The organism is gamma proteobacterium symbiont of Scutellera amethystina, from assembly GCF_059730845.1.
The window spans coordinates 1951278-1973871 of sequence record NZ_AP035935.1 but is presented as its reverse complement, the minus strand read 5'-3'; the positions used below and the strand labels follow the sequence as shown (position 1 = coordinate 1973871).

Genomic DNA, 22594 nt, shown 5'->3' with positions numbered 1-22594 from the left:
GAGCAAAATCCCATGAAGCGGGCATTGATAATCATCGATATTCAGAACGATTTTTGCCCCGGCGGCCCGATGGCCGTGCGTGAAGGTGACCAGACGGTTGCCGTTGCTAATCGCTATGCACGCGAATTCCACGCGCGCGGTGAATGCGTGGTGGCGTTGCAGGACTGGCATCCGGCCAATCACGGCAGCTTCGCCTCGGTCTCTGGTGAGCCGGTCTACACGCTGGGTGAACTGAATGGCCTGGCGCAAATCTGGTGGCCGGATCACGGCGTGCAGCACTCACACGGCGCGGATTTCCATCCGGATCTCGATCGCAGTCTGATTGATGCGGTGTTCCATAAAGGCGGCGATGTGGATGTGGATAGCTACAGCGCCTTTTTCGATAACGGGCACCGCCGCAAAACCGAGCTAGACAGCTGGCTGCGCGAGCGCGGCATTACTCACCTGGTGATGCTCGGCCTGGCGACCGATTACTGCGTCAAGTACAGCGTGCTGGATGCGCTGGAACTGGGATATCACGTTGAGGTGGTGCAGGAAGGCTGCCGGGGCGTCAATCTCAATCCGGACGACAGCGAGATCGCGATCGCGCAGATGCAGGCGCAGGGTGCGGTCATTATCTGAAAATCAGGGCTGGAACTCTCCAGCCCTGCAGCCGGTTAATGCAGGTTGATGCGCGTCACGTCGGACTCGATTCCCCACTCTTCCTTCAGCTGTTTTTTCGACTTCATCACCATCTCGCCGTCTTTACCGATGGTCATGTGCTGCGGTTCATCGTTGTGCCGCGCCTGCCACAGCATCACCAGCTGCAGACAGTTATCTTTCTGATCCTGCGTCAGCGCCACGCCGTCTGGCCACTTGCCGGTTTCCACCGCGGTGGCGAGGCGCTCGTAGACTTCCGGCGTCATCGCCGCCAGCATTGCTTCCAGTTCCTGCTTCATGCTCAGCCCTCGTGCTGATTGCCCTGCTCGTCGGTAAAGTTCAGCGACGCTGAGTTGACACAATAGCGCTCACCGGTTGGCTGCGGGCCATCCGGGAAGACGTGGCCCAGATGGGCGTCGCAGTTACCGCAGCGGATTTCGACGCGGTGCATACCGTGCGAGTCATCTTCCAGATAGCGGATAGCTTCATCGTTGTACGGCTGGTAAAAGCTCGGCCAGCCGCAGCCGGAGTCATACTTGGTTTCGGAGAGAAACAGCGGTGCGTTGCAGACCAGGCAGTGATAGATACCCTCCTGCTTGTTGTGCAACAGCGCGCCGGTGAAAGGCGGTTCAGTTCCACGATGCTGAGTGACGTAGCGCTGCATTTCCGACAGCTGGGCAATTTTTGCCTCGGGTGCGGTGTCTTTAGCCATTTTGAGTTCCGGAGTGTCATTCTGTAAAAATCGTCTAGTATTCTAACAAACGAACAACATCTTCCGGGTCTTTTTTCGTGCGGATGCTTTTGCCCCGACCAACACTGCGCAATTTTGTGATGACGATCACTCTTTGCAACAGTCATCCCTTTTTAGTCTGCATTCGGCGTAAGATAGGTGCGCAATAAGGGCGCTGCGCAAGCGTTTGCGCACCCAATTATTCCTGGCGCTGGAATTGACCTGTCGCAACAATTGACACGATTCCGCTTGACGCCTGGTAAGGTTTTTGTAATTTTACAGCCAACCTTTTATTCACTAACAAATAGCTGGTGGAATATATGACTATCAAAGTAGGTATCAACGGTTTTGGCCGTATCGGTCGCATCGTTTTCCGTGCTGCTCAGCAGCGTTCTGACATCGAAATCGTCGCGATCAACGACCTGCTCGACGCCGATTACATGGCTTACATGCTGAAGTATGACTCTACACACGGTCGTTTCGACGGCACCGTAGAAGTGAAAGATGGCGCGCTGATCGTTAACGGTAAAAAAATCCGTGTTACCGCTGAGAAAGACCCGGCTAACCTGAAATGGGACGAAGTGGGCGTTGACGTTGTTGCTGAAGCAACCGGTATCTTCCTGACCGACGAAACCGCACGTAAACACATCACTGCCGGCGCGAAGAAAGTGGTTCTGACTGGCCCGTCTAAAGATGACACCCCAATGTTCGTTCGTGGTGCCAACTTCGACAAATATGCCGGCCAGGACATCGTGTCTAACGCTTCCTGCACCACCAACTGCCTGGCACCGCTGGCTAAAGTGATCAACGACAAGTTCGGTATCGTTGAAGGTCTGATGACCACTGTTCACGCCACCACCGCCACCCAGAAAACCGTTGATGGCCCGTCTCACAAAGACTGGCGCGGCGGCCGCGGTGCAGCACAGAACATTATCCCATCTTCAACTGGCGCAGCGAAAGCAGTAGGTAAAGTTCTGCCAGAGCTGAACGGTAAACTGACCGGTATGGCGTTCCGCGTACCGACGCCAAACGTGTCTGTGGTTGACCTGACCGTCCGTCTGGAAAAACCAGCGTCTTACAAAGACATCTGTGCAGCCATCAAAGCCGCTGCTGAAGGTGACATGAAAGACGTGCTGGGCTACATCGAAGACGACGTGGTTTCTACCGACTTCAACGGCGAAACCCTGACTTCCGTGTTCGACGCGAAAGCCGGTATCGCTCTGAACGACAACTTTGTGAAACTGGTTTCCTGGTACGATAACGAAACCGGTTACTCCAACAAGGTTCTGGATCTGATTGCACTGGTTGCTGCTAAGTAAGCTAACCGGCTAAACAGACAAGGGGTGACTTCGGTCGCCCCTTTTTTTTCGATTGGATGAGAGAAGGTCTGACAATGCACAATTCGCTCTTTAACTTGCCCGTGGTGACGCAGATCACCCCTTACCTGTCGCAGCGTCAGATGGGTGAATTATCGATTCTGGTGATCAGCCATCCGAAAGTGCGCGCCGCCATTGCCCTGCAGGGTGCGCACCTACTGGCATGGCAACCGGCCGGTCAGCAGCCCGCCATCTGGCTCAGCGACAAGACGCCATTCGTCAGCGGAAAAGCCATTCGCGGCGGCGTGCCGGTCTGCTGGCCGTGGTTTGGTCCGGCAGGTGAACCTGCGCATGGCTTTGCCCGCAATCAGCCTTGGACGCTGACGGCGCATGATGAGAACGAAGATGCGGTCATGCTGACGTTCACGCTGGAAAGTAATGCACAAACGAAAAAACTGTGGCCGCACGACTTCACACTGCTGGCGCGCTTCCGCATTGCTGAACACTGTGAGATTGAGCTGGAAGCCTGGGGCGATTATGAAGCCACTGCCGCGCTGCACAGCTATTTTCAGGTGGCGGACATTGCGCAGGTTGAAGTCAGCGGGCTCGGCAACAGCTACATCGATAAGGTGCAGGACAGTGCCATCGGCAGCGCAGCGGACGGGAAACAAACTTATCCCGATCGGGTTGATCGCATTCATACCGCAGCGGAAGACTGCAGCGTGATCCACGATCGCGCCGGTAAACGCCAGATTGAAGTCTATCACCATTATCAAAGTGACGTTGTCACCTGGAACCCCGGCCCGGCACTGTCCTGCAGCATGGCCGATATGCCTAATGATGGTTATAAAACGATGGTGTGCGTGGAGACGGCGCGAATTAACAAGCCGATGAAAAGTGCCGGAGAAACCCCTGCCCGCCTTGGCGTCACGCTGAGAATCCGCAATAAGTAATGCTGAACGGCGCGCACGCGCCGTTTACACCACATCCAGCGCCAGTTTGTGCTGCGGCGGCGGAAAAGCACGATCCAGCAGCGCCAGCTCATCGCTGGTCAGGGTGATTTTCAGGGCCGCCGCATTCTCCTGCACGTGCTCCACGCTGCCCGCCTTGGGAATGGCCATTACGCCCGGCTGGCGAATCACCCAGCTCAACAGCAACTGAGCGATGCTGATGCCCTTCTGTTGTGCAATCTGCTGCAGAGTCGCATCGTCAAACAGCGCCTGACGCAGCCGTCCGGCCTGCGCCAGCGGACAGTAAGCCATGACGGGCGTATGGTGCTGCTGACAGAGCGGCAGTAAATCAAATTCAATGCCGCGTGAAGCCAGATGGTACAGCACCTGATTAGTCGCGCAGCCCATACCTCCGGCTTCACTCCACAGCTCCTGCAGATCGTCGCTATCAAAATTGGAGACGCCCCAGTGGCGGATTTTGCCCTGCTGCTGCAGCGTTTGCATGGCGCGCACAGTCTCTTCCAGCGGTACATTACCGCGCCAGTGCAACAGATAAAGATCGAGATAGTCCGTCTGCAGACGGCGCAGACTGCGCTCACAGGCGTCAATCGCATCGACCTCACCGGCGTTCCACGGGTAAACTTTTGATACCAGCCAGGCTTGATCGCGCCGTCCGCGCAGCGCTGCGCCAACCACCTCTTCCGCGCCGCCTTCGGCATACATCTCAGCGGTATCGATCAGTTTCATTCCGGCGTCCAGTCCAGCCTGTAGCGCAGCGATTTCCTGCGCCCGCTGTGCCGGATTCTCACCCATGTACCAGGTGCCCAGGCCGATAGCCGGTAACGGCGTATCGTCATTGAACTGAATTGTCTTCATCTCACCTCCCGTTGCACCATTACGGGGCGCAATATTGGTGCAGGGTAACAAAAACGCCTCATTATGAGGCGTTCGTGCAGTCATCAGAAGCTGTAGCTGACGCCGGTCCACAGCGTAAACTGACCGTCTTTATCTACCATTGGACTGTCTTTAATTTCACTGGCGAAGCGGGTGTAACGGCCTGACAGGCTGGCGTTCCAGCTCTCACTGATCTGGTAGCTGGCGTTCATCTCGACGTAAGGCGACCAGCTGTCGTCCGGGTGATAGCGATCGATTCCGGTACGCGCGCTTTCGTGGCCGGAAACGCCGTAGTAATAGCGGTTTTGGTTGGCACTGTTCCACATTGCGCCAATGCCCGGTGTCAGGCTGAACGCGCCGAAATCAAAGCGGTACAGGTAGGTCAGGTCCCAAATCATGCCGTTGCTGTTATTCAGCACATCGCCCAGCAGCGCGGTACGCACAATCCCCCAGTCAGCAACGTGACGATAAGTCGCGCCGGCCATCAGCGTCATGCGACGCTTGTCCACCCCTTTCATTTCGCCCAGATCGTTATCTTTCGGGTCATACTGCTGCGGCGAGCCCAGCAGCGTTAACGACAGCTGATTCTGCGGGTCTTTCCACAGGTAATAACCGCCCTGCAGGCTGCGGAACCAAAAGTTTTCTCCCTCATAATTGATGACCGGGATCGGCAGATAACGGTCCTGGCCGCCGCGGTACGGCGACTGGGCATAAATAACCGAAGCCCCAAGTGACAAGGGTTCAGCGTAAGTGCTGAACGCCGCAAAATAGCAAGGACACATCAGAGCAAGCGCTTTAAGTTTGAAATGGTTCACAATTTATTCATTCCATTAATATAACAATCACACGCAGAGTCTAACCAAATTTTGCCACTGGTTTAACTTTTAATGTTGATTTCCTTTTTATCCTGTCAGACGCGTCTGAGACGCAGCGCACCTGTTGCCGCAAGGGCGTGACGGCCTTAGCGCTTATGAGACTTTGTTATTGATATATCGCTAAATAAGGAGAAAAGACGGAGCAATTTTTCTGATTGCCTTCTACAGTAAAAGTAAGACGAGAATTTTTTGTACGAGCAGAGTAACCATAAGAATTGTGAATCCCGATAAAAAATCGTCAGGTTGGCATAAGGGTTGCTGTACTCAATAAAGAATATCTTCCGGGAGCTGCAAGAGCATCTTATTACGCTCCTTTACCTGTGCTAAAAACGAAAGGACGGGCATCGCTATGAATATATTCGATCACTATCGTCAGCGTTATGAAGCTGCCAAGGACGAAGAGTTCACACTGCAGGAATTCCTCACCATCTGTAAGCAGGATCGCAGTGCATACGCCAACGCGGCAGAACGACTATTGATGGCCATCGGTGAGCCTGTGATGGTCGATACTGCCCAGGAGCCTCGCCTTTCCCGTATCTTCTCGAACCGCGTCATCGGACGCTATCCGGCCTTTGAAGAGTTTTACGGTATGGAGGAAGCGATTGAGCAGATCGTCTCCTACCTGAAACACGCCGCGCAGGGGCTGGAGGAGAAGAAACAGATTCTGTATCTGCTCGGCCCGGTGGGCGGCGGTAAATCCTCGCTGGCCGAACGGCTTAAAGCGCTGATGCAGCGCGTGCCGATCTATGTGCTGAGTGCCGACGGTGAACGCAGCCCGGTCAATGACCATCCGCTGTGCCTGTTTAATCCGCAGGAAGACGCCAATATTCTGGAAAAAGAGTACGGCGTGCCGCGGCGTTACCTTGGCACCATCATGTCGCCGTGGGCGGCAAAACGGTTGCATGACTTTGGCGGCGACATCACCCGCTTCAAAGTGGTGAAAGTGTGGCCGTCGATTCTGGAACAGCTGGCTATCGCCAAAACCGAACCGGGTGATGAGAACAACCAGGATATTTCAGCGCTGGTGGGTAAAGTGGATATCCGTAAGCTGGAAAACCACGCGCAGAACGATCCGGATGCCTACGGCTATTCGGGTGCGCTGTGCCGCGCCAACCAGGGCATCATGGAATTCGTGGAGATGTTTAAAGCACCCATTAAAGTGCTGCATCCGCTGCTGACCGCCACTCAGGAAGGTAACTATAACGGTACCGAAGGGATTTCCGCCCTGCCGTTTAACGGCATCATTCTGGCGCACTCCAATGAATCAGAGTGGGTGACATTCCGTAACAACAAGAACAACGAAGCTTTCCTTGACCGCGTATACATCGTGAAGGTGCCTTACTGCCTGCGCGTGTCCGAGGAGATCAAAATTTATGAAAAACTGCTCAACCACAGTGAGCTGACCACCGCGCCTTGCGCACCCGGCACGCTGGAAACGCTGGCGCGTTTCTCGATTCTGTCGCGCCTGAAAGAGCCGGAAAACTCCAGCATCTACTCGAAGATGCGCGTCTATGACGGTGAAAGCCTGAAAGACACCGATCCGAAAGCGAAATCGTGGCAGGAGTATCACGATTACGCCGGGGTGGATGAAGGCATGAACGGCCTGTCGACCCGTTTCGCGTTTAAGATTCTGTCACGCGTGTTTAACTTCGACCATGCCGAAGTAGCGGCTAACCCGGTACACCTGTTTTACGTGCTGGAACAGCAGATTGAGCGCGAGCAGTTCCCGCAGGATCAGGCGGAGAAGTATCTGGAACACCTGAAAGGCTATCTGATTCCGAAATATGCGGAGTTCATCGGCAAAGAGATTCAGACCGCTTACCTCGAATCCTATTCGGAGTATGGTCAGAATATCTTCGACCGCTACGTCACTTACGCGGATTTCTGGATTCAGGATCAGGAGTACCGCGATCCGGATACCGGCCAGCTGTTTGATCGTGAATCACTCAATGCAGAGCTGGAAAAGATCGAGAAACCTGCCGGGATCAGTAACCCGAAAGATTTCCGTAACGAGATTGTCAACTTTGTGCTGCGCGCACGGGCGCAGAATAACGGACGCAATCCAAACTGGACCAGCTACGAAAAACTGCGCACGGTGATCGAGAAGAAAATGTTCTCCAACACCGAGGAGTTGTTGCCGGTGATTTCGTTCAACACCAAAACATCCACGGACGAGCAGAAAAAACACGACGATTTTGTCGATCGCATGATGGAAAAAGGCTATACCCGCAAGCAGGTGCGTCTGCTGTGCGAATGGTATCTGCGCGTGCGCAAATCGTCATAATCGACAGCGGTAAGCTACGCGGCATCCACATGCCGCCTGAGGAGGCCGGACCCGTTCCGGCCTGGCTTACAGCGTAGTTTGGGGGAATTTATGGCCTATTTCATCGATCGGCGTCTTAACGGCAAGAATAAAAGTGCGGTCAACCGGCAGCGCTTTTTGCGCCGTTATAAGTCGCAAATCAAACAGTCGATCTCCGAGGCCATCAACAAGCGTTCGGTCACCGACGTGGAGAGTGGCGAATCGGTGTCGATTCCTATAGACGACATCAACGAGCCGATTTTCCATCAGGGGCGCGGCGGCAGCCGCCATCGCGTGCATCCGGGGAACGACCACTTTGTGCAAAACGACCGCATTGAGCGGCCGCAGGGCGGCGGTGGCGGCGGCAGCGGTCAGGGCAATGCCAGCCAGGACGGAGAAGGTCAGGACGAGTTTGTGTTTCAGATTTCCAAGGATGAGTACCTCGATCTGCTGTTTGAGGATTTAGCGCTGCCTAACCTGCGCAAAAATCAGCATCGCCAGCTCAATGAGTACAAAACTCACCGCGCGGGCTTTACCTCGAATGGCGTGCCGGCCAATATCAGCGTGGTGCGCTCGCTGCAAAACTCGCTGGCGCGACGAACCGCCATGACCGCAGGCAAACGTCGTATGCTGCACGAACTGGAAGCTACACTGAGCGAAGTCGAGAACAGCGAGCCGGCGCAACTGCTGGAAGAGGAGCGGCTGCGCAAAGAGATTGCGGAACTGCGGGCGCGCATTGAGCGCGTGCCGTTTATCGACACCTTTGATCTGCGTTACAAGAATTTCGAGAAGCGGCCTGAACCGTCCAGTCAGGCGGTGATGTTCTGTCTGATGGACGTTTCCGGTTCGATGGACCAGGCAACCAAGGACATGGCGAAACGCTTTTATATCCTGCTCTATCTGTTCCTCAGCCGGACTTACAAAAACGTCGATGTGGTGTATATACGTCACCATACTCAGGCGAAAGAAGTCGATGAACAGGAGTTCTTCTACTCGCAGGAGACCGGCGGCACTATCGTCTCCAGCGCGCTTAAGCTGATGGACGAAGTGGTGAAAGAGCGTTATGACCCGTCGCAGTGGAATATCTATGCGGCGCAGGCCTCGGACGGCGATAACTGGGCGGATGACTCACCGTTGTGTCATGAAATTTTGGCGAAGCATATTCTTCCGGTGGTGCGCTATTACAGCTACATTGAGATTACCCGACGGGCGCACCAGACCCTGTGGCGCGAGTATGAGCATTTGCAGGCGATGTTTGATAACTTTGCCATTCAGCACATCCGCGAGCCGGAAGACATCTACCCGGTATTTCGTGAGCTTTTCCATAAACAGGTCGCTGAAGCCTGATTTTACCAGCCGGTCACCGACCGGCTTTTTCTTTCCCCCGCCCGGCTTAACTCCTCTGAAAACCCTGCTGTTTTTCTGTGCGGATTTAACCTTCTATGGGATAGCGCGCCACAGAATGAAAAAATGTGCAATTAACCGCTGACAAGCTATTGATAAGGCATTATCTTTTCACCTTGTCTGTGTGAATTGCCCGCAATTTGCTTTTTTATGCCCCGCCGCAGGAGAACGCCGTTGAATGCCAGCATGATTTACAGTTTGTTCATTATTGGTTCCGTGCTGGTCGCAGCAAGTATTCTGCTGAGTTCCTTCTCGTCGCGTCTCGGTATCCCGATTCTGGTGATCTTCCTGGCGCTGGGGATGCTGACCGGCGTGGACGGCATCGGCGGTATTGCCTTTGATAACTATCCGGTGGCCTATCTGGTGTCCAACCTGGCGCTGGCGATTATTCTGCTCGACGGCGGCATGCGCACCAAGGCCAGCTCGTTCAAGGTGGCGCTTGGTCCGGCGCTGTCGCTGGCCACCGTTGGCGTGATGATTACCGCCGGCCTCACCGGTCTGGCTGCCGCCTGGCTGTTTAAGCTCGATCTGATGCAGGGCTTCCTGATTGGCGCCATTATCGGCTCGACCGACGCCGCAGCGGTGTTTTCACTGCTGGGCGACAAAGGGCTTAACGAGCGCGTCAGTTCCACGCTGGAGATTGAATCAGGCAGCAACGATCCGATGGCGGTGTTTCTTACCATTACGCTAATCGACATGATCCAGCAGGGGCAGAGCGGCCTGAGCTGGATGTTTGTGGTGCATCTGGTGCAGCAGTTCGGCCTTGGCATTGTGCTCGGACTGGGCGGCGGCTGGGCGCTGCAGCAACTGATCAACCGCATCAGCCTGGCACAAGGGCTCTATCCGCTGCTGGCGCTGAGCGGCGGCATCATTGTGTTTGCCCTGACCACGGTGATGGAAGGCAGCGGCATTCTGGCGGTCTATCTGTGTGGTTTTCTGCTGGGCAACAGCCCGATTCGTAACCGCCACGGCATTCTGCAGACTTTCGACGGCATGGCCTGGCTGAGCCAGATTGGTATGTTTATCGTGCTTGGCCTGCTAGTGACGCCGTCTGATCTGTGGCATATCGCGCTGCCGGCGATGATTCTCTCGCTGTGGCTGATTCTGGTGGCGCGTCCGCTATCGATTCTGGTCGGGCTGCTGCCGTTTAAAGGCTTTACCGGACGTGAACGCATCTTTATCAGCTGGGTAGGCCTGCGCGGTGCGGTGCCGATCATCCTCGCGGTGTTCCCGATGATGGCCGGGCTGGAGAATTCCAAACTCTACTTCAATATCGCCTTCTTCGTGGTACTGGTATCTCTGATGCTGCAGGGCACGTCGCTGGGCTATGCCGCTAAACGGGCTAAGGTGGTGGTACCGCCGACCGCATCGCCCATCAGCCGCGTCGGGCTGGATATCCATCCGGAAAATCCGTGGGAGCAGTTCGTTTATCAGCTCAGCGCCGACAAATGGTGCGTCGGCGCCGCGCTGCGCGATTTGCAAATGCCGCGCGAAACGCGCATTGCCGCCCTGTTCCGCGATAACGCGCTGATGCACCCCAACGGCAATACGCGTCTGAAAGAGGGTGACGTGCTGTGCGTTATTGGCCGCGAGCGCGACCTGCCGGCGCTGGGCAAAATGTTCAGCCAGACGCCGCCGGTGGCGCTGGATCAGCGCTTCTTTGGTGACTTTATCCTTGATGCCGAGGCGCGCCTGCGCGATGTCGCGCAGATCTATGGCCTGGAGCTTGATGAAGAGACTAACGATCAGCAGTCGCTCGGCCAGTTGATTATGGGTCTGCTCGGCAGCACGCCGGTGGTGGGAGATCAGGTCGAGTGGAACCAGCTGACGTGGACAGTGGCGGAAAAAGAGGATAACCAAATCGTCAAAATCGGGGTGCGCGTGCGGGAAGAGAAGGAATAATCCGAGACCGTATCGCTCGTAAACTGCGTGTCAGCGTCTATGATCACTATTCCACCCAGCAAACGGGAGAAGATGATGGGACACGTGGTGAAGATTGGTCGTTACGAGATCGTCGATGCAGTAATGGATGTGGAGAAGCTGGATACCGTCGGCATTCCCTGCCATACCAACCCCGGCCTGAGTTATCAGCTCGACGGCTGGGATCATGAAACCAGCGTACCGGCGTGGATTGATGGCGAACCGGTCGATCTGCAGATCGGCCACTATGACAAGCAGCAAGACCGCTGGGTATTGAAAAAACCGGCCTGATATTTTCCTCACCGCCATTCACTTTGACTGGCGGTCATTCCGAAAAGTAGTCTTAAAATAGTCTGTTATTTCTCGGCACCTTTTACTTTTAATATTATTTTTCAACAGATTAGGCAGTTTATACTTTAATCAAATATTGTTTTTTCAGACTCTTTCCATATTAACTCTGTCAAATAACTCCTGCATACTCTTAAACGTTGCTGCAGCTTTTCGTGACGTAAATCACGTCTCAAACGGCCCTTTCCATGCAGCGCTTATGGCAGCACTGACTCATATCTCGCTGAATATTATTTTATTTCTGCTTTCGGCGGACGACTCCTGAGCGCGTACTTGATTCTGGTCAGGCCATCTTTTACTTAAGAAAAGAGAGCAGGTTTTATGGCAAGTACATTGGTAATGAACGATGCAACCCGCTCGTGGAGCGGACTGCGCAAAAATCTCATCGCGAAAGTGGCACTCAGCTTTTCGGATTTAATTGCACTGAACCTGGCATTATTTTTATCCGCGGCCACCGTCCAGGGTATTTGGGGAGAACTGGACAGTTTTATTCCGCCGCAGCAAATTGAATACCGCTTTGTCGCACAGTTAGGTCTGTCAGTGCTGTGCACAGCCTGGTTCTGGGTGCGTATGCGCCACTACACCTACCGCAAACCGTTCTGGTTTGAGTTGAAAGAAATCGTCAAAACGCTATTTGTGTTTTCGCTGCTGGATCTGGCGCTGATTGCCTTTTCCAAATGGGACTTCTCGCGCATGGTGTGGGTATTTAGCTGGACCTATGCCCTGCTGCTGCTGCCGCTAATGCGCGCCGGCGTGAAGCGTGCCATCAACCGCGCTGGTCAGTGGCAAAAAGAGACCATTATCATCGGCTCCGGTAAAAACGCCATGGAAGCCTACGCAGCGCTGCAGAGCGAGGAGATCCTCGGCTATAACGTGCAGGCGTTTATCTCGCTGGACGATGAGCCTCACCAGGAAAGTGTTAACGGCGTGCCGGTTATTACCTGGAAAGACATCAACTGGCAAACCATGGACCGTGACAACACGCAATTTATCGTCGCCACCGAATTTGAACAGCAGGTGGTGCGCGATAAATGGCTGAAGTTTTTGTCCAAGATGAAATGCCGCTCAATTTCGGTTATCCCGACGCTACGCGGTGTGCCGCTGTATGGCACCGATATGTCGTTTATCTTCAGCCATGAAGTGATGATCCTGCGCGTCAGTAACAACCTGGCGAAACGCTCATCGCGTTTCCTCAAGCGCACTTTCGACGTAGTGGTTGCCTCGCTGCTGCTGCTGTTTCTTGCCCCGGTATTCGGTCTGTTGTGCTGGATGGTAAAACGCGATGGCGGCAATGCCATTTACGGCCACGAACGCGTCGGGCAGGATGGCGTGAAGTTTAAGTGCCTGAAGTTCCGTTCAATGGTGACTAACTCGCAGGAAGTGCTGCAGAATCTGCTGGCCACCAGTGCCGAAGCGCGCGCTGAATGGGATCGTGATTTCAAACTGAAGAATGATCCGCGCATCACCAAAATCGGTGGCTTCCTGCGCAAAACCAGCCTGGATGAACTGCCCCAGCTGTGGAACGTGATTCGTGGCGAAATGAGTCTGGTGGGACCGCGTCCGGTGATTGAAGCCGAGCTGGAACGCTACGCGGGCGATGTTGACTACTATCTGATGGCCAAACCGGGCATGACCGGTCTGTGGCAGGTCAGCGGGCGTAACGATATCGACTACGACACGCGCGTCTATTTTGACTCCTGGTACGTGAAGAACTGGGCGCTGTGGACTGACATCGCCATCCTGTTCAAAACCGCTGGCGTGGTGCTGCGCCGCGACGGTGCATACTGATACCCTCGACGCGATGTCTGCGCTGTGCCGGCAGACATCGCCTTTTCGTTTTAGCCCTTTCTTTTTGGTCGCAGACTCATTACCCTTCTCGCCTGTTTAACAGGACGTTACTGGTTCGTAATGCAAAAGTTTACCCTACTCCTTTTGAGCCTGGTGCTGCTGGCACCGCTGGGCATCGATCTCTACCTCCCCACGCTGCCGCAGATTGCCGAAGGTCTTAACAGCCCGGTCAGTCTGATCCAGACCACCATTCCGCTGTTTTTGCTGGTGATGGGTATCGGTCAGCTGGTCACCGGTCCGCTGGTGGATAATTTTGGCCGTAAGCCGATCGCGCTGATCGGCCTCGCGCTCTACATCATCGGCAGCGCAGTGGCCGCAACCGCCACCGTGTGGCCGGTGTTCTTCCTGGCGCGCCTGATTCAGGGCTGCGCGGTATGCTGTAGCGCGGTGGTGGCATTTAGCGGCGTGCGCGATCGACTGAGCGGCGATGCCGCGGCGCGCGCTTATGGTTTCCTCAATGGCGCGCTGAACATCGTGCCGGCGCTGGCACCGCTGCTCGGCGGTATTCTGGCGGAAGCCTATGGCTGGCGTGCGCCCTTCTGGTTCCTGTGCGGCTATGCGCTGGTGATTGGCGTCATTGTGGTGGTCGCACTGCCGGAAACGCGTCCGGCGGACACGCTGCGCGTTAAAGGGCTGCCGCTGGCGCAATATGCTGCCATCGCCCGGCAGCCGCGCTTTCTCGCTTTCGCCTTTGCCAACGCGGGCGCGCTCGGCATGGTGCTGACCTACGTTTCGCTGGCGCCGCACGTGTTGATGACCGAAGGTGGCCTGACGCCGCTGCAGTTTTCCTTTGCCTTTGGCGCCAACGGTTTCTGGATCATGCTGGTCAGCGCCTTTGTTAATAAAACCATTCGCAAGGCGGGCCGGCCATTTTGTCTCGCCATGGGGTTTGTCACCATGCTGCTCGGTGCGCTGCTGCTGGTGGCGGGGATGACGCTGTTACCTGCGGCCTGGCAGACGCACTGGTCGCTGTACATGATTCCGGTGGCGATCTCGGTAGCCGGCCTGGCCTTCACCGTCGGTCCGGCCACCAGCTATGCGCTGGAGCCCTATCAGCAGCAGGCGGGTGTGGCAGCGGCGCTGCAGGGATTTATCCAGATGGCGGGCGGTGCAGGTGGCAGCCTGGCGATGGTGGCGCTGCCGGTGGCGGAGAAATCAGCGTTAGCGCTGATGATGCTGGTGGGTGCAGCGCTGGCGCTGATCGCCTGGCGCTGCAGTAAGAACATGCGTGGTACAGTGACGGCGCTTAACTAAGCGTGACCGGGACGCGCGGCGCGAGTGCACACATCAGCTCGTAGCCTACCGTTCCGGCGGCTTTCGCCACCTCATCAATTTTCACCTCGTTGCCCCACAGCTCCACGCGCGAACCGATACCCGCCTGCGGGCAGGGTTCGAGGTCAATCATCATCATGTCCATCGAGATCGCCCCGAGCGTTTGCGTGCGGATGCCATCAACGCTGACCGGCGTACCGGTCGGCGCATGGCGCGGATAGCCGTCAGCATAGCCACAGGCCACAATACCGATACGCTGTGGCGCGGCCGCGTGGTAGCGGTAACCGTAGCCAACGCCCTCGCCGGCACCGATCTGCTGTATGCCAATAATTTCACTGCTGAGCGTCATTACCGGCTGCAGACCGGTACTGGCGATATCCTGCCAGTCGCCGCTCGGTGACGCGCCGTAGAGAATAATGCCGGGCCGCACCCAGTCAAAATGCGCCTGCGGATGCCACAGCGTAGTCGCTGAGTTGGCAAGCGAACGCGGACAGTTCAGCCCTTCCGCCGCCTGTTCCACGCGCTGCATCGGTTCCACCAGCCCCTGCGGGTTTTCCGCATCGGCAAAGTGCGCCATCAGCGTCATTTCCCCCACGTTGGGCAACCCACGCAGCTTGTGCCAGGCCGCCTGTGCCTGTTCCGGACGAAAACCGAGACGGTTCATGCCGCTGTTGATCTTCAGATAAACATCGACTGGCGCCGACAGCTGCGCCTTCGCCAGCGCCTGAATCTGCCAGTTACTGTGTACGCTGGTGGTCAGGCGATAGCGATCGATCAGCGTCAGGTCATCGGCGTGAAAGAAGCCTTCCAGCAGCAGAATTGGCTTTTTCCAGCCCTGCTCGCGCAGCAGGATCGCCTCTTCCATATTCAGCAGCGCGAAACCGTCGGTCTCCGCCAGACTCTGCCATACGCGGGCAATGCCGTGGCCGTAGGCATTGGCCTTCACCACCGACCAGACGCGCGCGTGCGGTGCCGCCTGACGCACAATCGCCAGATTGTGGCGCAGCGCCTGTTGATTAATGGTGGCACCCGTAGGACGTGACATGTTTTTACTCTCCCTGAAGTATCAGCGCGTCGCGCTGGCATTACGCAGCGGCGATGCCGGGGCCGCAAAGCCCGGCAGATAACGCAGCACAGACAAGTCGTCGGCGGCGATGGCCGGTTTACGTCCCGAAATCAGATCGGCCAGCAACTGGCCGGAACCACAGGCCATCGTCCAGCCCAGCGTACCGTGCCCGGTGTTCAGCCAGAGATTAGTCAGCGGCGTGCGCCCGACAATTGGCGTGCCATCCGGCGTCATCGGGCGCAGTCCGGTCCAGAACGTAGCCTGTTCAACATACCCGCCTTCAGGATAGAGATCGCGGACCACCATCTCCAGCGTTTCACGTCGTGCCGGCAACAGTTTGGTGTTAAAACCAACGATTTCGGCCATGCCACCGACGCGAATGCGGTCATCAAACCGCGTCACCGCCACTTTATAGGTCTCATCCAGGATGGTGGAGACCGGCGCGCCCTGCGGATCTTTGATCGGGATAGTCAGGGAATAGCCTTTCAGCGGATAGACCGGAATCGACACGATGTCTTTCAGCAGCGCCGTGGAGTAAGAGCCAAACGCCACGACGTAAGCATCGGCTTTGATGACCTCATCGCTGCACTTCACGCCATAGATGCGATTGCCTTCGCGCAACAGCTGATCCACCGACGTGTCATAACGGAAAGTGACGCCGGCTGCGGCTGCCATCGCCGCCAGACGCTGGGTAAACAGCTGGCAGTCACCGGTTTCGTCATTGGGCAGGCGCAGGCCGCCGGTCAGCTTGTGCGCGGTACCCGCCAGCGCCGGCTCCACGCTGTGCAGCTGATGCGCTTCCAGCAGCTCATAAGGCACCCCCGCTTCACGCAGTACCGCGATGTCTTTGCTGGCGCTGTCAAACTGTTGCTGCGTGCGGAACAGCTGCAAAGTGCCGCCCTGGCGCCCTTCATAGGCGATACCGGTGCTGCTGCGCAATGCCTTCAGGCAGTCGCGGCTGTATTCGGCGATACGCACCATACGGCCCTTATTTTCCTGGTAGTGACGCATGTCGCAGTTGCGCAGCATGTTCCACATCCACTCCAGCTGGAATTTGCTGCCGTCAAGTCGCACCGCCAGCGGTGCGTGTTTCTGAAACATCCACTTTACCGCCTTGAGCGGTACACCGGGCGCCGCCCAGGGTGCCGCATAGCCAGGCGAAATCTGCCCGGCATTGCCGGCACTGGTTTCCAGCGCCGCGCCGGGCTGGCGATCGATTACGGTAACGTCATGCCCCGCCTGCGCCAGATACCACGCACTGGCTACCCCTACGACACCACTACCCAGAATGACTACGCGCATAAGCCCCTCATCGCGAAAAGCATAATTAACTGGTATCACCATCGGGTTTAGCATAACCCGATGGCTGAACTGATATTACATTCGACCCTTTCATTTCACATGTTTTTCACTTAACTGCACACTGAAATCATGCACTCGCGCCAAAATCAGAGTTTTTTGTGCCTTAAAAGCGTTAACCAGCGAATTATTATGCGAAAGGCAGAGCATCTCACTTTTTTCAGGAGAAAGCGCCGCAGTCATATCGCGTGCTTATAAACAGGATTTAATGCTGCAATTTATCACTCAGATAACACATAACCTTATTAGCTACCAAAGCACGCCTATTATGATGATTTTGTACCAAAAGAATTCGATTGAGTTCCCGCATCGGATAAGCGACAGTGGGCTATCATTGAAGTGTTCGCTCAGTTTTTTTGGGCTGTCTTTCTCAGGATGAAGCCTTAAACGATCGTGACAGGTGACACTCTGTTGCCTGCCGCTTGCAAAACAGAGGTGCGCTATGACGACAATGTTTGACGAGCCAACCCGCAACAGCAAACGACTCAGTGACGGTCCCGACTGGACCTTTGAGCTGCTTGATGTCTACCTGGCGGAGATCGACCGCGTGGCCAAAAGCTATGGGCTCGATACCTACCCGCACCAAATTGAAGTGATCACCTCCGAGCAGATGATGGATGCGTACTCCAGCGTGGGGATGCCCATCAATTATGCCCACTGGTCGTTCGGCAAGAAGTTCATCGAAACCGAGCAGCGCTACAAACACGGTCAGCAGGGACTGGCGTATGAAATCGTCATTAACTCGAATCCCTGTATCGCTTATCTGATGGAAGAGAACACCATGACCATGCAGGCGCTGGTGATGGCGCACGCCTGCTATGGTCACAACTCTTTCTTTAAAAACAACTACCTGTTCCGCAGCTGGACCGATGCCAGCTCGATTGTCGATTACCTGCTGTTCGCGCGTAACTACATCTCTGATTGCGAAGAGCGTTATGGCGTGGAAGAGGTCGAGCGGCTGCTGGACTCCTGTCATGCGCTGATGAACTATGGCGTCGATCGCTATAAACGCCCGCAAAAGATTTCGCTGCAGGAAGAGAAAGCGCGGCAGAAAAGCCGGGAAGAGTATCTGCAGAGCCAGGTCAATACGCTGTGGCGCACCCTGCCACGCAAAGAGAAAGAGTTTACTCAGGTAGAGGCGGCGCGCTATCCCTCTGAGCCGCAGGAAAACCTGCTGTACTTTATGGAAAAGAACGCGCCACTGCTGGAGTCGTGGCAGCGTGAAGTGCTGCGCATTGTGCGTAAAGTCAGCCAGTATTTTTACCCGCAGAAACAGACCCAGGTGATGAATGAAGGCTGGGCGACCTTCTGGCACTACACCATCCTGAATCACCTGTACGATGAGGGCAAAGTGTCGGAACGCTTTATGATGGAGTTCCTGCACAGTCATACCAACGTGGTGTATCAGCCGCCGTATAACAGCCAGTGGTATAACGGTATCAACCCATATGCGCTGGGCTTTGCCATGTTCCAGGACATCAAGCGTATCTGTCAGTCGCCAACCGAAGAAGATCGCTACTGGTTCCCGGACATCGCCGGCTCCGACTGGCTGAAGACGCTGCATTTCGCCATGCGCGAATTTAAAGACGAGAGCTTCATCAGCCAGTTCCTGTCGCCGAAAGTGATGCGGGATTTCCGTCTGTTTACGGTGATGGACGACGATCGCAATAATTATCTTGAGATTGCCGCCATTCATGATGAGGCGGGATATCGCGCGATTCGTCAGCAGCTGTCAGCGCAGTACAATCTGAGCAATCTGGAGCCGAATATTCAGGTGTATAACGTTGACCTGCGCGGTGACCGTTCGCTGACGCTACGCTATGTGCCGCAGCAGCGCGCCCCGCTCGATAAGAGCCGTCGTGATGTGCTGAAGCATGTGCACCGGCTGTGGGGTTTTGATGTCAATCTGGAACAGCAGAACGAAGATGGCAGCGTGGAGCTGCTGGATCGCTGCCCGGCGCGCGGACCGACGCTTTAAACAAAATCTCCATGCTCAGGGACGAGCATGTATCTTCCTGCCTGGTAGGCCCCTAATCTCACAGATAATCCTGCACCAACTTCACAGACAGTCAGTATCCGCTGATGCGGCGGGCTATTCGCAGCGCTGAGGCTTTTACGTTGCGCCAGGAGATTCCCGCGGGGAGGCGGGAATCAGGCCGGGCCGGTCAGGAAGACCGATACCGGCCGGTACGTCAGGCGCAACGTGAACGCCGAAGGTACCGCGAAAGCGGCGCGAGGAGCAGCCCGGCAGCAGCGGATACTGGCTGTCCGGGACAGGAACCCGCAAAACGTTTGTACGCTGTTAACGCTTACTGCTCAAATCATCCGGCATGCTTTTCTGCATACTGTGCCAGATTTCACCGCTGCGGCGGCCGTAGTTACGCACGCTGTCGACGATCTGATCCTGCGTCGGCTGTTTGCCACACAGATCCGCCAGCTGACGATAAAAGTTACGCGCCAGTTCACGCGCTTCCGGATTTGAGAAGTAATGGCGGCCAACGCGGGTGTACAGCCCTTTCAGACCGTTGAGAATCAGGCCGTAAATCGGGTTGCCGGAAGCAAAGGCCAGGCCGCGAAACACGCGGTAATCCAGCTCGGTATAGGCTTCAGCCTGATCTTCCTCGCTCAGCGCACTCTCCAGCACTTCACGCGCCTTATCCGGATGATGGCGCAGCGCGCGACTGATAAATATCGACGCGATATTGGTGCGCACTGACAGCAGGTTATCAATTAACTGCGGCACACTGTCGTGGTCAAGACGGGCGAGCGTTTCGAGGATATTAAGACCAGACGTTTCCCAGAAATCATTGACGCGGGTGGGTTTACCATGCTGAATGGTCAGCCAGCCATCACGAGCCAGCCGCTGCAGCACTTCACGCAGAGTGGTGCGGGTCACGCCGATCAGTTCAGAAAGCTCACGTTCAGCAGGAAGAATCGATCCCGGCGGAAAACGGCTGTTCCAGATGCTTTCAATTATGTACTCTTCAGCGAATCCTGCAGGGCTCTGTGCCTTAATCACCATAGCATTTATTTCTCGTTGCTTTCTTTGTCGTAATGGCACTCATCATACCAGAGGGGTCATAGCGGAAATAGCCTGCCAGCGGATTAAAAGCGCGCGCTGGCGCAAAATTCAGCAGCTGCGCAGCGAAATAAGCCGTGGGTTACGCTGCGCTTGCGTGGGCGCTTTTGATGCCGTGTGCTAAAAGCCACGATTTTTTGGCGTGGATCAGGGATAAGTCATTTTTATACATGATTTTTTCCGCCTGCCTGGCTGGCACGGGTACGCTTTTGGTTTACACTGCGATGCATTAACGGCTACGGGAAAAGCAATATGTTGCGATACTTGAATCAATGCTCACGCGGACGCGGTGCCTGGTTATTAATGGCCCTGACCGCCCTGGTTTTTGAACTGGTTGCGCTGTTCTTTCAGCACGTGATGGGACTGCAACCCTGCGTAATGTGTATCTATGAGCGTTGTGCGCTGTTTGGCGTCATGGGCGCCGGCCTGGTGGGTGCAATTGCGCCTAAAACGCCGCTGCGCTGGGCGGCCATCGCCATCTGGCTCTACAGCGCTTATGAAGGGGTACGCCTCTCTTATGAGCACACCATGATTCAGTTGCATCCCAACCCGTTTGTGACCTGCGATTTTGCTGCTCGCTTCCCGAGCTGGCTGCCGCTGGATAAATGGCTGCCGGCGGTATTTGTCGCCAGCGGTGACTGCGCCGAACGCGGATGGACTTTCCTGACCTGGAGCATGCCGCAGTGGATGATCGTGATTTTTGCCGCTTATCTGCTGGTGGGCATTCTGGTATTGATTGCGCAACCGTTCAAAGCAAAACGTCGCGATCTGTTTGGTCGCTGAATACCAGTCAAACTAAGTCTCAGACAAAACAGGCAGCCGCGGCTGCCTGTTGCGTTATCAGCCGTTCCGATCCGGCCGGTCAATAATGTGTTCTTCCCAGTCGCGCACTTCACTCTCGCGCACCGCGATGTATCGCACCGAAATACGCTGAGCATGCATCGCCTTCTTCGACCCGGCAATCAGCGGGTGCCACGCCGGCAGCGTTTTGCCCTCCCCTAACAGCCGGTAAGCGCAGGTGCGCGGCAGCCAGTTAAAGGTCGTGAGATTCTCGCGCGTCAGCTTGATGCAATCTTCTTCGTACTCGAAGCGACGCTCATAATTGCGGCACTGACAGGTCTTGATGTTGAGCTGATTGCAGGCGACGTTGGTGAAGTAAATCTCATCGGTATCCGCATCCTGCAACTTATTCAGACAGCACTGTCCACAGCCGTCGCACAGCGATTCCCACTCTGCGTCGTTCATTTGGTCCAGGCGTTTGGTCTGCCAGAAAGGTTGATCGGTCATGATAGCGGTCCGGGTTGAGCAACAAGACCGCACCTTATAAAGCTTCAGGTGCGGTGATGCAAGTATTACAGTACGCGGGTGCTGATACCGTGACCGGCCAGCGACACTTCCAGCTTATCGCCGGAGCGCAGCGGGCCCACGCCTTCAGGCGTACCGGTCAGCACCACGTCACCGGCGCGCAGCGTGAAGTACTGGCTCATGTAAGCAATCAGCGGCAGAATTTTGTGGATCATGTCTGCCGTGGTGCCATGCTGACGCACCTCGCCGTTGATCACAAGCTTCAGTTCGGCGTCCTGCGGATCGACGCTGAATTCAGCCGCCGGAATAAACCCGGACAGCGGACAGGAGTTATCGAAACTCTTGGCGCGCTCCCATGGCTGACCGGCTTTCTTAAACCCGGCCTGCAGATCGCGCAGCGTTAAATCCAGCGCGACGCCATAACCGGCGATCGCTTTCGCCACGTGCTCTTCACTGGCCTGCTTCAGGGTAGCGCCAATCAGCACTGCCAGCTCCACTTCATGATGCACCTCGCCAAAGCTGGCCGGGATCGACAGTGGCTGCCGCAAATCGCACACCGCGGTTTCCGGTTTGATAAACACCACCGGCTCACTCGGGGTGGCGCTGCCCATCTCTTTAATATGCTTTGCATAGTTGCTGCCGACGCACACCACTTTGCTGACCGGATAATCCAACAGCGCGCCCTGCCAGTTACGATGCTGATACATGCTAATCCCCTGCTTGAGTTGTGTTTGGTGCCAGCCGCGCTGGCGAAGATGTCTCATCAGCCGCCGGAACGTGGCAGGCTGCTGAGCACTATATTAGCGGGTTTATCGCGGCGCACGTGACGGAAAGCGGCAAAAGCCGTTCCCCTGTTCATCAGGTCCGCCGCTTTAGACAACGATTATTGCCCACAATAATGGGTTAAGGTGAGCAATTAAATTAATGCCGAAGCACTGATTATATTTACAGGATATATTTTTACAGATGAATCTGAATTAAACTTTTTTACCCTGTTCAAGATGAATGTTGAGCAGACTTTCTACCGGTGGTGGGATCTGCAAATAATAACCTTGTTCGCTTAAACCCTGCTTCACTTTATTGATGTCAGCGTTGGCCAGCCTGTCGCGCTGGTCGAGGGACAGCACCATCGCCAGCTGCGGTTTACCAAAGCCGCGCAGCAGTTCTTCCGGGACGCGCGAAAAATCGTCTTTTTTTTCTACATACAGATAAGTCTGGTCGCGTTGCGGGCTTCTATAGATCACACAAAACATATTTTTTACTCGAATTAACTAAGGGCGTCACTTG

The 22594-nt window shown here is 55.6% G+C and carries 21 protein-coding genes; 11 read left to right on the top strand and 10 right to left on the bottom strand.

Translation table 11 applies throughout. From position 1 onward, the window contains the following. Positions 1-12 precede the first annotated feature (12 nt). Positions 13-621: a bifunctional nicotinamidase/pyrazinamidase gene (gene pncA, locus AC6I79_RS09115; protein WP_211726131.1), complete on the top strand. Its 609-nt coding sequence runs from the start codon at positions 13-15 to the stop codon at positions 619-621. A 35-nt stretch (positions 622-656) separates the two neighbouring features. On the opposite strand, the gene AC6I79_RS09110 is transcribed toward pncA, so the two are convergent. Together AC6I79_RS09110 and msrB are read right to left on the bottom strand one after the other, a co-directional pair. Continuing rightward, entirely contained in the window at positions 657-938 is a 282-nt protein-coding gene (locus AC6I79_RS09110; RefSeq protein WP_498027708.1) for a YeaC family protein, read from the bottom strand. A gap of 2 nt (positions 939-940) precedes the next feature. Then, positions 941-1351 carry a peptide-methionine (R)-S-oxide reductase MsrB gene (msrB, locus tag AC6I79_RS09105; RefSeq protein ID WP_021510062.1) on the bottom strand — a complete coding sequence of 137 codons (411 nt, stop codon included), beginning with the start codon at positions 1349-1351 and terminating at the stop codon, positions 941-943. Positions 1352-1689: 338 nt separating this feature from the next. Here msrB and gapA point away from each other — a divergent pair, with 338 nt between their 5' ends. Both gapA and AC6I79_RS09095 read left to right on the top strand, forming a co-directional pair. Beyond that, entirely contained in the window at positions 1690-2688 is a 999-nt protein-coding gene (gene gapA / locus AC6I79_RS09100; protein WP_021510061.1) for a glyceraldehyde-3-phosphate dehydrogenase, read from the top strand. A gap of 74 nt (positions 2689-2762) precedes the next feature. Next, positions 2763-3638, top strand: coding sequence for a D-hexose-6-phosphate mutarotase (locus AC6I79_RS09095; protein WP_498027707.1), 876 nt, complete (start codon positions 2763-2765; stop codon positions 3636-3638). A 24-nt stretch (positions 3639-3662) separates the two neighbouring features. Here the strand turns inward: AC6I79_RS09095 and AC6I79_RS09090 are convergent, their stop codons facing one another. Both AC6I79_RS09090 and AC6I79_RS09085 read right to left on the bottom strand, forming a co-directional pair. Continuing rightward, complete coding sequence (locus AC6I79_RS09090; RefSeq protein WP_125310129.1) at positions 3663-4511, bottom strand: aldo/keto reductase; 849 nt, start codon at positions 4509-4511, stop codon at positions 3663-3665. An 83-nt stretch (positions 4512-4594) separates the two neighbouring features. Further along, the gene (locus AC6I79_RS09085; protein WP_498027706.1) at positions 4595-5344 is read right to left on the bottom strand and encodes a MipA/OmpV family protein; all 750 of its coding nucleotides are present in this window, start codon (positions 5342-5344) and stop codon (positions 4595-4597) included. 409 nt (positions 5345-5753) lie between these two features. On the opposite strand from AC6I79_RS09085, the gene yeaG reads away from it, so the two are divergent. The 6 genes from yeaG (at position 5754) to AC6I79_RS09055 (ending at position 14480) form a co-directional block, all read left to right on the top strand. Next, positions 5754-7688 carry a protein kinase YeaG gene (yeaG, locus tag AC6I79_RS09080; protein WP_021510057.1) on the top strand — a complete coding sequence of 645 codons (1935 nt, stop codon included), beginning with the start codon at positions 5754-5756 and terminating at the stop codon, positions 7686-7688. A 90-nt stretch (positions 7689-7778) separates the two neighbouring features. Then, positions 7779-9053: a YeaH/YhbH family protein gene (locus AC6I79_RS09075; protein WP_058757723.1), complete on the top strand. Its 1275-nt coding sequence runs from the start codon at positions 7779-7781 to the stop codon at positions 9051-9053. Between the two features lie 231 nt (positions 9054-9284). Further along, positions 9285-11012, top strand: coding sequence for a potassium/proton antiporter (locus tag AC6I79_RS09070; RefSeq protein WP_021510055.1), 1728 nt, complete (start codon positions 9285-9287; stop codon positions 11010-11012). 75 nt (positions 11013-11087) lie between these two features. Then, entirely contained in the window at positions 11088-11321 is a 234-nt protein-coding gene (locus AC6I79_RS09065) for a DUF1480 family protein (RefSeq protein ID WP_021510054.1), read from the top strand. Positions 11322-11699: 378 nt separating this feature from the next. Beyond that, positions 11700-13166, top strand: coding sequence for an undecaprenyl-phosphate galactose phosphotransferase WbaP (gene wbaP / locus AC6I79_RS09060; protein ID WP_058757724.1), 1467 nt, complete (start codon positions 11700-11702; stop codon positions 13164-13166). 120 nt (positions 13167-13286) lie between these two features. Beyond that, entirely contained in the window at positions 13287-14480 is a 1194-nt protein-coding gene (locus AC6I79_RS09055) for a multidrug effflux MFS transporter (RefSeq protein ID WP_159378116.1), read from the top strand. On the opposite strand, the gene dadX is transcribed toward AC6I79_RS09055, so the two are convergent. Together dadX and AC6I79_RS09045 are read right to left on the bottom strand one after the other, a co-directional pair. Then, positions 14473-15543, bottom strand: a complete 1071-nt coding sequence (gene dadX / locus AC6I79_RS09050) for a catabolic alanine racemase DadX (protein ID WP_159378115.1) — start codon at positions 15541-15543, stop codon at positions 14473-14475. The two genes, AC6I79_RS09055 and dadX, sit on opposite strands and share 8 nt — an antisense overlap. Before the next feature lie 21 nt (positions 15544-15564). Further along, positions 15565-16866 carry a D-amino acid dehydrogenase gene (locus AC6I79_RS09045; protein ID WP_159378114.1) on the bottom strand — a complete coding sequence of 434 codons (1302 nt, stop codon included), beginning with the start codon at positions 16864-16866 and terminating at the stop codon, positions 15565-15567. A gap of 499 nt (positions 16867-17365) precedes the next feature. Between AC6I79_RS09045 and AC6I79_RS09040 the strand changes: the two genes are divergently transcribed. Next, positions 17366-18901, top strand: coding sequence for a SpoVR family protein (locus AC6I79_RS09040; protein WP_159378113.1), 1536 nt, complete (start codon positions 17366-17368; stop codon positions 18899-18901). A gap of 324 nt (positions 18902-19225) precedes the next feature. On the opposite strand, the gene fadR is transcribed toward AC6I79_RS09040, so the two are convergent. Next, the gene (fadR, locus tag AC6I79_RS09035) at positions 19226-19945 is read right to left on the bottom strand and encodes a fatty acid metabolism transcriptional regulator FadR (protein WP_058757728.1); all 720 of its coding nucleotides are present in this window, start codon (positions 19943-19945) and stop codon (positions 19226-19228) included. 309 nt (positions 19946-20254) lie between these two features. Between fadR and dsbB the strand changes: the two genes are divergently transcribed. Next, entirely contained in the window at positions 20255-20785 is a 531-nt protein-coding gene (gene dsbB, locus AC6I79_RS09030; protein ID WP_040679952.1) for a disulfide bond formation protein DsbB, read from the top strand. 57 nt (positions 20786-20842) lie between these two features. Here dsbB and ycgN read toward each other — a convergent pair whose 3' ends face one another. From ycgN to AC6I79_RS09015, 3 genes are all read right to left on the bottom strand, one after another. Then, the gene (gene ycgN / locus AC6I79_RS09025) at positions 20843-21289 is read right to left on the bottom strand and encodes a cysteine cluster protein YcgN (RefSeq protein ID WP_021510046.1); all 447 of its coding nucleotides are present in this window, start codon (positions 21287-21289) and stop codon (positions 20843-20845) included. Between the two features lie 65 nt (positions 21290-21354). Next, positions 21355-22014: a fumarylacetoacetate hydrolase family protein gene (locus tag AC6I79_RS09020; protein ID WP_021510045.1), complete on the bottom strand. Its 660-nt coding sequence runs from the start codon at positions 22012-22014 to the stop codon at positions 21355-21357. Positions 22015-22284: 270 nt separating this feature from the next. After that, positions 22285-22560 carry a YcgL domain-containing protein gene (locus AC6I79_RS09015; protein ID WP_021510044.1) on the bottom strand — a complete coding sequence of 92 codons (276 nt, stop codon included), beginning with the start codon at positions 22558-22560 and terminating at the stop codon, positions 22285-22287. Positions 22561-22594: the final 34 nt, after the last annotated feature.